General features: G+C 70.4%; 8 protein-coding genes and 2 pseudogenes. 2 read left to right on the forward strand and 8 right to left on the reverse strand.

Going from position 1 to position 12,790, the window contains the following annotated elements; translation table 11 throughout:
• Window positions 1-35: 35 nt before the first annotated feature.
• Both ACWD6R_RS19310 and ACWD6R_RS19315 read right to left on the reverse strand, forming a co-directional pair.
• A pseudogene (locus ACWD6R_RS19310) lies at window positions 36-146 on the reverse strand (DNA-binding protein); the annotation flags it as partial.
• Window positions 147-217: 71 nt separating this feature from the next.
• The gene (locus ACWD6R_RS19315) at window positions 218-2,071 is read right to left on the reverse strand and encodes a hypothetical protein (RefSeq protein WP_451819783.1); all 1,854 of its coding nucleotides are present in this window, start codon (window positions 2,069-2,071) and stop codon (window positions 218-220) included.
• A 71-nt stretch (window positions 2,072-2,142) separates the two neighbouring features.
• Between ACWD6R_RS19315 and ACWD6R_RS19320 the strand changes: the two genes are divergently transcribed.
• Window positions 2,143-4,158: a thioredoxin domain-containing protein gene (locus ACWD6R_RS19320; protein WP_451819784.1), complete on the forward strand. Its 2,016-nt coding sequence runs from the start codon at window positions 2,143-2,145 to the stop codon at window positions 4,156-4,158.
• Window positions 4,159-4,197: 39 nt separating this feature from the next.
• Here the strand turns inward: ACWD6R_RS19320 and trhA are convergent, their stop codons facing one another.
• Window positions 4,198-4,896: a PAQR family membrane homeostasis protein TrhA gene (gene trhA, locus ACWD6R_RS19325; RefSeq protein WP_451819785.1), complete on the reverse strand. Its 699-nt coding sequence runs from the start codon at window positions 4,894-4,896 to the stop codon at window positions 4,198-4,200.
• 195 nt (window positions 4,897-5,091) lie between these two features.
• On the opposite strand from trhA, the gene ACWD6R_RS19330 reads away from it, so the two are divergent.
• Window positions 5,092-6,918, forward strand: coding sequence for a phosphoenolpyruvate carboxykinase (GTP) (locus tag ACWD6R_RS19330; RefSeq protein ID WP_451819786.1), 1,827 nt, complete (start codon window positions 5,092-5,094; stop codon window positions 6,916-6,918).
• Between the two features lie 408 nt (window positions 6,919-7,326).
• Here ACWD6R_RS19330 and ACWD6R_RS19335 read toward each other — a convergent pair whose 3' ends face one another.
• From ACWD6R_RS19335 to ACWD6R_RS19355, 5 genes and pseudogenes are all read right to left on the reverse strand, one after another.
• Entirely contained in the window at window positions 7,327-7,947 is a 621-nt protein-coding gene (locus ACWD6R_RS19335) for a hypothetical protein (protein ID WP_451819787.1), read from the reverse strand.
• Window positions 7,934-9,517, reverse strand: a complete 1,584-nt coding sequence (locus tag ACWD6R_RS19340) for a substrate-binding and vWA domain-containing protein (RefSeq protein ID WP_451819788.1) — start codon at window positions 9,515-9,517, stop codon at window positions 7,934-7,936. The genes ACWD6R_RS19335 and ACWD6R_RS19340 overlap by 14 nt, the downstream gene beginning before the upstream one ends.
• Before the next feature lie 29 nt (window positions 9,518-9,546).
• Window positions 9,547-10,734, reverse strand: coding sequence for a toxic anion resistance protein (locus tag ACWD6R_RS19345; RefSeq protein ID WP_451819789.1), 1,188 nt, complete (start codon window positions 10,732-10,734; stop codon window positions 9,547-9,549).
• 29 nt (window positions 10,735-10,763) lie between these two features.
• Entirely contained in the window at window positions 10,764-11,873 is a 1,110-nt protein-coding gene (locus ACWD6R_RS19350) for a hypothetical protein (RefSeq protein WP_451819790.1), read from the reverse strand.
• Window positions 11,874-12,066: 193 nt separating this feature from the next.
• Window positions 12,067-12,790: pseudogene (locus tag ACWD6R_RS19355) on the reverse strand (hypothetical protein); the annotation flags it as partial.

Consider the following 12,790-nt stretch of genomic DNA (forward strand, 5'->3'; position numbering starts at 1 on the left):
GTGAAGTCGTGGGAGCTGTAGTCCCGAGCTGCGCCCGGGGTCGGGGAACGTAGGGCCATGGCAGTGTGTCCGTGAAGGCCACCCGCGTCGAGCAGCAGACGAACGGCGGTCATCGAGTCGGCCCGGCTGACGGGCTCGACTTGCAGGGCTGGTGTACGACGGGAAATCACCACAGCCCCGGGGCGGGCTCACGCCCGCCCCGTCCGACCCGGCGCCGTTACCGCTGCCGGTCGGCGCGACGACGCACCGCCAGGACGGCGCCCGCGCCGAGGAGCACGACCCCGGCAGCGGTGGCGGCGAGGGGCAGGACCGAACCGGAGCCGGTGTTCGCCAGGTTGCCGCCGGTGGAGGAGGAGCCCGAGGTGCCCGTGGTGGAGCTGCCGCCCGTGGCGGCGGCCCCGGAGCCGGACATCGAGCCGGACGTAGAGCCGGAACCGGCGCTGGAGCCGGAGCCGCCGGTGGAGCCGGAGCCGCCGGTGGAGGCCGTCGAGCCGCTGCCGCCCGTGGCGCCGTCACCGGCGACGTCGAGCAGGATGTCCGCGGTGTCGTTCGACTTGACCGTGTCGAAGGGCCGGGGCTGCCCCACGAACGCCACCGAGCCCTTGGCCCCCGGCACCGCCTTGTCGATCTTCACCTTGAAGTCGTAGGTCTCCCCGCCGTGCTCGTCGACCCACGCGTTGCTGGTGCCGCAGTCGTACGTCCCCGACCCCTGGCTCTCGTGGCAGAACCCGTGGGCCTTGACGACCGACGTACCGGCCGGCATTTTGATGCGGACGTGGGCCGCCGAGACGCCGAGTTCCCCGAACACCCAGCCGGGCCCGGCGTTGGTGAACTTCACAGCCAGCGGGACCGTGTCGCCGACCTTGCCCTTCAGCTGGGCGCCCGTCACCTGGAAGTCGGCCGTGTTCTTGGCGGTCACCTTCACGTCCGCCAGATCCCAGCCGTTGTGCTGGGCGGAGCCCGGGGCGGCCGGGGTGTCGTCGGGCCGCTCGACCAGCTTCACCGCGGGCCCGGTGCCTGGTTCCGGCTTGGTGGTCTCTTCGCCCGTACCCATGCCGGGTTTGCGGCTGCTGACCGTCACCTCCAGCTCGTCGTACAAGGCGTGGTCGAGCGCCTTGGTCAGCGTCTTTTCAGGCGCGTAGACAACACCGGGTTTCACCGTCTGGTCGAACTCGCAGAGCATGCCCAAGGAGGTCGGCAGCTCGTCGGCGCCACCGGCCCGGAGGAGCATGCAGTTGGAGGGCACCTCGGTATAACTGAGGCCGTGCGTGACGGAGTACGCCATCCAGACCTTGTCGAGCGCTTCGGTGCCCGTGTTGGTGAAGGAGATCGGCACGCTGAGCTCGCTGCCGGGCTTCACCCCGTCGATCGGGGCTATCTTGCCCAGCACCAGTCCGGGTTTCGAGTCTGTGGCGCCGGCGGGCGCGGCACCCAGAACCATCAGGGCCACGGCGCCGACGGCACCGGCGGTCTGGCGGAGGGCGCGGTGACCGGGAGAAGTGAGATGCATGGAATCCTCTGTGTGAAGCGGCTGCTGCGTACGGTTGAACCGTGGGGAAACGCGCGTTTTCGCAGAGGAGACCCCCGCCGTCGCCGAAGGGTTGTACGGGTCGGCGGATCGAATTCCGGATCGCCCTGAGCCGCAGGCGCGCTCCACGGGGTGCGGCTCCGTGACCAGGTCACCGTTCCGGGAGCCGTACCAGCCATGCCAGCGCGGCGGCCGCGCCGTCCAGGACCGAGATGTGCCCGTCGTCCGCCCGAAGCCTCGGTTCCGGGCGAGGACAGCGGCCCGCGAGTCACCGGCTGCGACGGCCGGTCCCGCCACGTCCTCGAACCACGACCGGTCACCGGCGAGGGCGGCGTGCCCGGTCGCGGTGAACATCGCGGCAGACCAGGCGGCTACGGCCTCGTACCGCGCCTTGATCTCGCGGCGCGCGACGGCCGCGGTCAGCGATGCGCGGCACGAGGAGGCCATGCCCGCGAACCAGTCGGGACCACCGGCGTCGAACGGAGCCGGCCCCGGCACGGCGACCGCACCGAGCACGCGTTCCGGCAGCAGGGCGGCACACATCCAGCGGGGGTGCCTCGGCCCTCGACGCCGTGTCTGCTGCACCCGGCGGAGGGATGGGCAAGGATGGCCTCATGGCGAACCGTCTGGCCCATGCCACCTCTCCCTATCTGCTGCAGCACGCCGACAACCCGGTCGACTGGTGGCCCTGGTCGCCGGAGACCTTCGAGGTGGCTCGGCGCCGCGGGGTTCCGGTGCTACTGAGCGTCGGGTACAGCTCGTGCCACTGGTGCCATGTGATGGCGCACGAATCGTTCGAGGACGCGGAGCTTGCGACGTATCTGAACGCGCACTTCGTCCCGGTGAAGGTCGACCGCGAGGAGCGGCCCGACGTCGACGCCGTCTACATGGAGGCGGTGCAGGCGGCGACCGGTCAGGGCGGCTGGCCTATGACCGTCTTCCTGACCGCCGACGCCGAACCCTTCTACTTCGGCACGTACTTCCCGCCCGAGCCCCGTCACGGCATGCCGTCCTTCCGGCAGATCCTCGAAGGCGTCGTAGCCGCCTGGACCGAACGCCCCGACGAGGTCGCCGAGGTCGCCGGGCGCATCGTGCACGACCTGGCAGGCCGCTCGCTGGCGCACGGCGCGGAGGGGCTGCCCGGCGAGCAGGAGCTCTCGCAGGCGCTGCTCGGGCTGACCAGGGATTACGACGAGACGTACGCGGGCTTCGGCGGCGCCCCGAAGTTCCCGCCGTCCATGACGATCGAGTTCCTGCTGCGCCACCACGCCCGCACCGGCGCCGAGGGCGCCCTCCAGATGGCCGCCGACACCTGTGAGGCGATGGCCAGGGGCGGGATGTACGACCAGCTCGCCGGCGGTTTCGCCCGCTACTCGGTGGACCGGGAATGGGTCGTACCGCACTTCGAGAAGATGCTCTATGACAATGCGCTGCTCTGCCGGGTGTACGCCCATCTGTGGCGGGCGACGGGTTCCGACCTGGCCCGCCGGGTCGCGCTGGAGACTGCCGACTTCATCGTGGGCGAACTGCGGACGGCGGAGGGCGGGTTCGCCTCGGCGCTCGACGCCGACAGCGAGGACGGCGGCGGCAGGCACGTCGAAGGCGCGTTCTACGTGTGGACGCCCGCGCAGCTGCGCGAGGCGCTGGGAGAGCAGGACGCCACGTTCGCCGCGGAGTACTTCGGGGTGACCGAGGCGGGCACCTTCGAGGAGGGCGCGTCCGTGCTCCAACTGCCGCGCACCGACGACGCGGTGGACCCGCACCGGGCCGCCGATGTGCGGGCCCGGCTGCTCGCGGCGCGCGAGGAGCGGGCGCGTCCCGGACGGGACGACAAGGTGGTGGCGGCCTGGAACGGTCTGGCGATCGCCGCGCTCGCCGAGACCGGGGCGTACTTCGACCGGCCCGACCTGATCGAACGCGCCACCGAGGCGGCGGACCTGCTGGTCCGGGTCCACATGGGCGACAACGCCCGGCTGTCCCGGACGTCCAGGGACGGCCGGGCGGGTGACAACGCCGGGGTCCTGGAGGACTACGGCGATGTCGCGGAGGGTTTCCTCGCGCTGGCCGCCGTCACCGGCGAGGGTGTCTGGCTGGAGTTCGCCGGCTTCCTGCTCGACATCGTGCTGCAGCACTTCACCGGCGAGGGCGGGCAGCTGTACGACACGGCGGACGACGCCGAACAGCTGATCCGCCGCCCGCAGGACCCCACTGACAGCGCGACTCCGGCGGGCTGGACGGCGGCGGCCGGAGCGCTGCTCTCGTACGCCGCGCACACCGGATCCGAGGCCCATCGGGCTGCCGCGGAAGGCGCGCTGGGGGTGGTGAAGGCGCTCGGGCCACGGGTTCCGCGGTTCATCGGGTGGGGTCTCGCGGTTGCCGAGGCGCTGCTCGACGGCCCGCGCGAGGTGGCGGTCGTCGGCCCGGTCGGCGGCGGACTGCACCGTGCGGCACTGCTGGGGCGGGCGCCGGGGGCGGTGGTCGCGGCGGGCGAGACCGGTGGCGCGGAGTTTCCGCTGCTGGTGGACCGGCCGATGGTGGGCGGGGCGCCGACGGCGTACGTCTGCCGGCACTTCGTGTGCGACGCGCCGACCACGGATACGGGGGAGCTGGCGCGGAAGCTCGGGAGGTGACCGGGGACGCCCGGGGCGTGCCCGGGAGGGGAGGGCCGCTCAGGCGTGGTTGTACGCCACCAGCGAGATGCCGACGTAATGCACGATGAAGGCGGCCAGGGTCAGCGAGTGGAAGACCTCATGGAAGCCGAACCACCGCGGTGACGGGTTGGGTCGCTTGATCCCGTAGATGACGCCGCCCGCGCTGTAGAGCAGGCCGCCGACGACGACGAGGACCAGGACCGCGATCCCGCCGGTGCGCATGAAATCGGGCAGGAAGAAGACCGCTGCCCATCCCATCGCCAGGTAGCAGGGGGTGTACAGCCAGCGGGGGGCGCCGACCCAGAACACCCGGAAGGCGATGCCGGCCGCTGCTGCCGCCCAGACCGCCCACAGCAGCGGACGCCCGGTCGACTCGGGGAGCAGCAGCAGGGTCAGCGGCGTGTACGTGCCCGCGATGATCAGGAAGATGTTGGCGTGGTCCAGCCGGCGCAGCACCGCCTCGCCGCGCGGACCCCACGTGCCGCGGTGGTAGACCGCGCTCACGCCGAAGAGCAGGCATGCGGTCGCGATGTAGATGCCACAGGCGATCCGGCCGCGGATACTGTCCGTGAGCGCAATCAGAACAATCCCCGCGATCAGCACCGCGGGGAACATTCCGGCATGCAGCCAGCCTCGCATGCGCGGTTTCACCGGGTCCGGCGTCACCTCGGCTGGTTCGACCTCGGCTGGTTCGGGCGCGGCGGCGGCAGCAGTCATGACTGCATGCTACCTACGCCACCGTAGGTTGCGAATGCGAGTGGCGATGCTCACGTGGGCGCCCCTCTGGACATATGGGCGAATCGGTCGGATGATCAAATGAGTATGGTCGGCACCGGATGAGCGGCTACGAAGCATCCGGGTCGCAGCCCCCACGGGGCAACTGCCAGAAGACACCCTCAACAAGGAGCGATCGTGGCGCGCGACATCGCGGCTCCCCTCACTGTTCCCACCCGTCACCAGGAGCTCGCCTCCTGGGTGAACGAGATCGCAGCCATCACCGAGCCCGACCGCGTGGTCTGGTGTGACGGTTCCGAAGCCGAGTACGAGCGCCTGTGCGGGGAGCTCGTGGCCAAGGGCACGTTCACCAAGCTCGATGAGATCAAGCGCCCGAACTCGTACTACGCCGCCTCCGACCCGAGCGATGTCGCCCGCGTCGAGGACCGCACCTTCATCTGCTCCGAGAAGGAGGAGGACGCGGGCCCGACGAACCACTGGAAGGCCCCCGCCGAGATGCGGGAGATCTTCACCGGTGAGAAGGGTGTCTTCCGCGGCTCCATGCGCGGTCGCACGATGTACGTCGTGCCGTTCTGCATGGGCCCCGTCGGCTCCCCGCTCTCCGCGATCGGCGTCGAGATCACCGACTCCGCGTACGTCGCCGTCTCGATGCGCACCATGACGCGCATGGGCCAGGCCGTCCTCGACGAGCTCGGCACCGACGGCTTCTTCGTCAAGGCGGTCCACACGCTGGGTGCGCCTCTGGAGGAGGGCCAGGAGGACGTTCCGTGGCCGTGCAATTCCACCAAGTACATCTCGCACTTTCCCGAGGACCGCGAGATCTGGTCGTACGGCTCCGGCTACGGCGGCAACGCCCTGCTCGGCAAGAAGTGCTACGCGCTCCGCATCGCCTCGGTCATGGCCCGTGACGAGGGCTGGCTCGCCGAGCACATGCTGATCCTCAAGCTCACGCCGCCGCAGGGTGAGCCGAAGTACGTCGCTGCCGCGTTCCCGAGCGCCTGCGGCAAGACCAACCTCGCCATGCTGGAGCCCACGATCTCCGGCTGGACCGTCGAGACCATCGGCGACGACATCGCCTGGATGCGGTTCGGCGAGGACGGCCGTCTCTACGCGATCAACCCCGAGGCCGGATTCTTCGGAGTCGCGCCCGGCACCGGCGAGCACACCAACGCCAACGCCATGAAGACCATGTGGGGCAACTCCGTGTTCACGAACGTCGCGCTCACCGACGACGGCGACGTGTGGTGGGAGGGCATGACCGAGGAGCTCCCCGCGCACCTCACGGACTGGAAGGGCAACGACTGGACCCCCGAGTCCGGCACGCCCGCCGCCCACCCCAACGCCCGCTTCACCGTCCCGGCCGGCCAGTGCCCGATCATCGCGCCCGAGTGGGAGGACCCGAAGGGTGTGCCGATCTCGGCCATCCTCTTCGGTGGCCGCCGCGCCTCGGCCGTACCGCTGGTCACCGAGTCCTTCGACTGGCAGCACGGTGTCTTCCTCGGTGCCAACGTGGCCTCCGAGAAGACCGCCGCCGCCGAGGGCAAGGTCGGCGAGCTGCGCCGCGACCCGTTCGCCATGCTGCCGTTCTGCGGCTACAACATGGGCGACTACATGAACCACTGGATCAAGGTCGGCGCCGACAAGCCCGACCAGTCCAAGCTGCCGAAGATCTACTACGTGAACTGGTTCCGCAAGAACGACGCGGGCAAGTTCGTGTGGCCGGGCTTCGGCGAGAACAGCCGTGTTCTGAAGTGGATCGTCGAGCGCCTGGAGGGCAAGGCCGAGGGCGTCGAGACGCCGATCGGCATCCTGCCCGCCAAGGGCGCCCTGGACACCGAGGGCCTGGACCTCTCCGAGTCCGACCTGGACTTCCTGCTCACGGTCGACAAGGAGGTCTGGCGCGAGGAGGCGGCGCTGGTCCCCGAGCACCTCAACACCTTCGGTGACCACACGCCGAAGGAACTGTGGGACGAGTACCGCGCGCTGGTCCAGCGCCTGGGCTGACGCCCCCGGGGCGGCGCCTTCGAGGCGTCGCCCACCCGGGCGCACTGAAGCGCGCCCCCGCGGTCCCCGCGGCCGGGCCTTTCGACATCCGCCCTGACCTGTGGGGTCAACAGCCCGCCGCGGAACGGCCCCCGGAATCCCCTTACGGTTCCGGGGGTCGCCCTTTCCCGCCCCTTTTATAGAGAACGTCCGCGCATCGCCGTATGCTTGCGCACGAGATCTTCACATTGATTCGATGTTCCTTCACATGGGATCAACGACCTGCCGGGGGCGACCGGCCAGGTGACGTACACGGTGAGCTACGCAGGCGACGCTCTGCACACGGACTCGGCGGCGTCGGTGCGCGTCCGGCGGTAGAAGGGCGGCCTTCCGTCGGCCGGGCCGGGAGCCCGGCCCGGCCGACGGGGGTCAGTCCGACCGGCCCCGGTCCTCCAGGTACCGCGTGTGCGTCTGCTGCCGACGCGCCTCGGCCTCCCGCAAACCCGCGACCAGCGACTCCGCCTCCCGGTGCAGCAGCGACAGCTGCTGTTCGAGGTGGCGCTCGGGCGGCTCGGTGCCCGGTGCGATCCGGGTCCACCAGCGTGTCCGCAGATACGTGTCGACGGACTCCGGGATGTCCTGGTGCACGGCGCGCGACAGGGCGTGGATGCCTTCCGGGTCGGTGGCGAGGGCCTCGGAGACCCAGCCGGGTGCGAGCAGCCCTGCCAGCAGCTCCGTCAGCTCGACGAGCCGCCCGGACGCGGCGGGCGGCAGCTCCACCTCGTCCAGATATGCCCGCAGGGTCACGAAGTCGGCCCGCAACGACTCCAGTTGGGAGGACGGGTCGGGGAAGTCCGGGGCGGGTGGCCGCTCGGGCGGGGCGATCAGCGCACCCGCGCCGTACAGCCCGACGATCACCACCGGCCAGTATGCGCCCGCGAGCCCGGTGAAGGTGAGGGCAAGCCCGGCGATCCCGCAGGCGCTCCCGGTGAGGTTCTTGCGCGACTCGATGTACGCCAGGACCCGGCCCGGCGCTCTACTGGTAGCCACGGATCTCCTCGAAGGCCCCGTCCAGGGAGCCCGGCCCCTGGTCCTTCGTCGCGTCGAAGAGCCGGCCGCCGGTCAGGGAGGCGATCGCGTCGAGCTCCGCACGGTCCGAGTCGCCGAAGACGACCGGGAAGACGGGGGTGACGCGACGCGCAGCCGGGAGCGAACGGTAGAAGTCGGTGAAGTCGTCGGCCGAGTCGCCCGTCGTGTTCTCGCCGTCCGTCATCAGGACGATCGAGGTGAACGCGGACTCGGTGTCCGGTCCCAGCCGGTCGTAGGCGGACTCCAGACTCGAAAAGATCGCCGTCTCGCCGCTCGCGGTCAGGGCGGCGGTGTCCGCCTTGATCGCCGCAAGCCCCGCCTGCGGATCGGCGGGATCGACCGTATGCGTGCGCGCCCGCTTCACCGACGACCCGAACGGCAGCAGCGTGACCTCCTCGCGCTCCCGGAAGTCCCCGGTCAGCCCGGTCAGCGCCGCCTTCAGCTTCCGCAGCCGCTCGCCCTTCATCGACCCGGACGTGTCCAGGACGTACACGGTGCGCGAGGGCCGCCGGAGCTTGTTCTCGTAATGGTCGAGCAGCCCGTCCGCGACGGATCGCGAGCCGGGGAAGGGCAGTTCACGGCGCGCCTCGGCGGCCAGCGGCGCCGCGGGCCGTACGGACGCGACGACCGGGCGGCGGAACGTCTCCTGGGTCAGCTGCCGCTGCACGGCGGGGGAGCGGAGGTACGAGGTCAGCGCGCGCACCGAGTCCTTCGCGTCCGGCGAGGCGGCGGAGAGCAGGCTCAGCGGGTAGTCGGCCGTCACCACACCGTCGCGCGGGCGGATCACCGTCAGCCCGGTACGGCTGTCCCGGCCCAGGGAAAGCAGCACGGACTCGTAGTTGATCAGCGCGTCGACCGTGCCCCGCCGGGCGTACGCGGTGGCCAGCCAGCCGGACGAACCGGAGGTCAGGCGCTGCCCGCCGAAGAACTCCTCCATCTTCCCGCTCGCCTTGCGGACATCGGCGTCGGTCAGCGCGGACTGGGCGCCCGACAGCGCCGAAGCGACCGAAACAAGTGCGGCGAAACCGGAGTTGGAGCGCGCCGGATCCGTCATTCCGTACGTCAGCTCCCCGTCGGCCACCGCCCGGTGCACCTGCGACCAGGTGACGCGCGACGGGTCCCAGCCCAGCCGCTTCACCACCGCCGGCTTGACGCCGAGGGCGACCGGCGACGCCATCAAAGGCGTCTCGGAAGTGATCCGCTTCGCCGCCTCCGGGTGGAGCCGCAGATAGTCGTTGGACGACAGCCACACCGCGTCGTACGCCCCGTCCGCCTTCCCGGAACCGAGCTGCCGGACGGCGTCGAGCGTTCCGGTCCAGGTGGGCCGCACAGTAATTCCAGTCGCCTTCCGCGCCTGCTCCAACAGCGGCTTCATGTCGGCGAGTTCACTGGACGCCAGCACGTGCAGCGTTCCGGCCCGCGGCGCGCCGTCGTCCTTCTTCCCGGACGCCGCGGGGTCGTCCGCCGCCGAACACGCGGCGATCGGCACGAGCACCGCGGTGGCCAGCAGTGCGGCGAGCGTGCGCGACACCCGATGGCTCAGTCTTCTCAGCCGGCCCGTCATCCGAGACCGCCGCCCTCAAGGGCCCCCGCGGACCGGCTGCGCTCCAAGTGGGTGCCGGCCTGCTGGAGTTCGGCCGTCAACGACTCGACCGTCGCCGCCATGGACTCGGTCGCCTGCACCTTGTACGTGTCGATCGCGTCCAGCGTCCGGTAGATCTGCTGGAACGCCGTCCGCAGCGTCTCCGCGCCCACCGCCGGGTCGGCGGCGATCCGCTGGATCTCCCCGCTCTGCGTGGCGAGCATCTCCGCATTGCCGCGGATCAGATCCTCCGTCGTGGAGCGCAGCACCTGCACCTGTTCGGTCACCTTGCGCTGGCTCTCCAGCGCCGATGCCAGCATCACGGCGATCCGCAGCGCGGAGACGGTCGTGGTCGCGGCGCGGTCGACGCCCCTGATCAGCTCCTCGTTGTTGCGGCGTACGACATCCATCGCCAGGTACCCCTGCGCGCAGACCGCGAGCTGGGTCAGCAGATCCTGGTGCTTCTGCCGTACGGGGAACAGCACATCGGCCCGCAGGGCGTCCGCCTGCACGGGGTCGGCGGCCTCCGTTGTCCGGATGCGCTGCTCGACGGCGCCGTCCAGGGCCTCGGTGAGGACCACGTACTCCTGGAGCTTGCCCATCGTCTCCCAGAGCCGGGTGCGCTCGGTGTGCAGGGCGGCGTTGTCGCGGCGCAGTTCGTCCTGGCCGCCGCGGAGCGAGCCCACGATCCTGTTGAGGGTGGACTGCGCGGAGGCGTACTTCGCGACATGATCGCGCAGCCTGTTGCCGCCGGGCAGTTTCGCCAGCAGCCGGCGGGCGCCGCGGCCGGGGGTGTCGCGCGGGTCGAGGTCCTCGACGGTGCGGCGCAGCTCGACGAGTGAGGCACCGACCCTCGACTGTGCGTCCCCGTCCCCCGACCCGGCCGAGAGCTCACGGACCGTACGGTCCAGCATCCGGTTGGACTGCTGGGCGGCGCTGCGGATGTCGCCCTGCCCGAGGGCGGCGATCTCCCCGATCCTGGTGGTGAACTCGGGCGAGCGGGCATCGAGCCCGGCGAGGCTGCCGACGTACTCGGTGGCGCGTCGCGTCATCTCCGTGCGCACGGAGTCGTCGACCGGGACGAGACCGGCGGCCTGCTCGGTACGGACGGGGGCGACGGGCTCGGGCGGGGTGAGGACGAGCGGCTGCGGCTCGGTTTCGGTCATGGGTGGGGTCTCCCGGAAGGCGTGTGTCATCAGCCGCGGGTCCGGCGGGCCATCGCGCGCAGCACCGTTGCGGTGGGCACGGGCGCCTGGCGGATCCCGGTCAGCTGTTGGTCGATGTAGTCGGTGTGGCCGGCGGTCGCGGCGGTGAACTCGGCCGCCGCGCCCTGCGGGCGGAAGCCGTGGCGCACGGCCAGCCTGCGCAGCCCGGGGTCGGTGGAGAGCAGCTCGCCGAGCTGCCGGCCCGAGGCGGTCAGCGGTACGAGGGTGTGATCGCTGGAGACGGTGGTGTCCGGGTAGAGGAGGACCAGATCCCCGAGCTCCTGCTGCTGCTTCTGCATCAACAGAGAGGCAACCTGCGACTCGTACACCAGGACCAGCGGATTGCCGACTCCGCTGATGAAGTCCCGGAACGGCGCGTCACTGCTGGTCTGCTGCGCACCCTGTACCTGGATCAGCTTCTTCAGCAGCGGCGCAGTGCGCTCGATCGCGGCGTCGTCGGCGGCGACCCGGCCGCCGTCGGCGACGTACGAGGCGGCGGCGAGGTAGAGCGCGCCGGAGTTGGATGCGACGGGATCGGTGCTCGTGATGAACACCGTCCCCGTCAACTCGGCATGCTTGCCCGCGCCCTTGAGCTGCTGCCAGGTCCGGTCCGACTTCGCGGCCTTCAGATACGGGGCCATGCGCAGCTTCCCGCTGGACTTGCTGATCGGCGTCGCCAGCCCGTTGTCCGCCAGCACCTGCGCGGCGCCGCGGTGCGCGACGACGACGAGCGGCGAGTAGAAGGGCCTGAGCGGGCCGCCCTTGACGGGGGACTTGCGCTGCAGCTCATCGGCCGGAGCCTTCGAGCCGGGGAATGCGAAGTCGTACCCCTTCAGTGGAAGTTGGTCCATGGCCCAGGACCCGGACGTCTCCACCTTCACGGTGAACCCCTTGGCAGCAAGGGACTTCACCACATCGGGATCGGCGAAGAACTCCGCCTTCTCCGACCCGATCACTCCACGCACGGTCTTCGTTGCCGTGCTCGTGTCCTTGCTGTCGCGGCCTGCTGCGACGGCTACTGCCACTCCGCCGATCAGCAGCACCGCCAGGACGATTCCCACGATGCGTTTCACGGATGCAGACTGCTCGCGGAAACCCACATTCCGGGCGGAGCTGAGTGGACGGCAGGTGAAGTGCGCATCCCAGTACGCAACGGGATCGGCCCGTTCTCTCCGGCAACCCGATTACAGGAAGACTTTGGACTGCGCTGCACGGCGCACGCACGTGTGCCGTGCCCGGACGATCCCGGGCACGGCACACTTCAGAGGGATCCCAACGAGGTCAGGATCGCTTCTAGCCCTTCGAGAGTCCCTTCTCGACTGCGTTCATGCCCGGGTTCAGCCCCCTGTTGAGGCGGATGCTGTTCAGCAGTTGCTCCACCTCGCTCATGCTGCCGGACGACTGGTTCGCGCTCGGCGGGTCCTCAACCAGGAAGGGCACCCCGGCCGGCTTATCGTCGAAGACGATTTCATGCCAGGCCCGCTTGATCTCGGTGTCGTCCTTCTTAAAGGGACCACAGTCAAGCTGCACCCCCTTGGAGCTGCACTGGAGCTCGTAGACCTTCCCGTCCGTGGTGATCACCTTGAAGTTCGTCGCCTGGCCCAGGGACGAAATGCCGGCGGCACAGACAGTGCCGGGGTCGGGGTAGCCGGGGTTTGCAATTGTGGTGAGGTCCTGGCGGCCGTAGGTGCCATCCGTGTTGTCGTCCCGGTGGCCCCCAAACGCAACCCCGTCGACCAGGAAGACGCTGAATTCCTCAGTGGAGTTGGTGAGAATGGAGTCGACCTCGATGCCGCACCCGGCTCCGGTGGCTCCCGTGGCGCCGCGCGGTCCCGTCGGTCCGGTCGCGCCGTTCTCGCCGTTCTCGCCGTTCTCACCCGGAGCGCCGGTCGGTCCCGTGGGTCCGGCCGGTCCCGTGGCTCCGTTCTCGCCGTTCTCACCCGGAGCGCCGGTCGGTCCCGTGGGTCCGGCCGGTCCCGTGGCTCCGTTCTCGCCGTTCTCACCCGGAGCGCCGGTC

The sequence above is a fragment of the Streptomyces sp. NPDC005151 genome (genome assembly GCF_053599875.1).

Bases quoted from the DNA above. Each gene is read 5' to 3' on its own strand.
- ACWD6R_RS19315 (WP_451819783.1), bottom strand. From the start codon at position 2,071: ATGTGTGCCGCCCTGCTGCCGGAACGCGTGCTCGGTGCGGTCGCCGTG.
- ACWD6R_RS19320 (WP_451819784.1), top strand. From the start codon at position 2,143: ATGGCGAACCGTCTGGCCCATGCCACCTCTCCCTATCTGCTGCAGCAC.
- trhA (WP_451819785.1), bottom strand. From the start codon at position 4,896: ATGACTGCTGCCGCCGCCGCGCCCGAACCAGCCGAGGTCGAACCAGCC.
- ACWD6R_RS19345 (WP_451819789.1), bottom strand. From the start codon at position 10,734: ATGACCGAAACCGAGCCGCAGCCGCTCGTCCTCACCCCGCCCGAGCCC.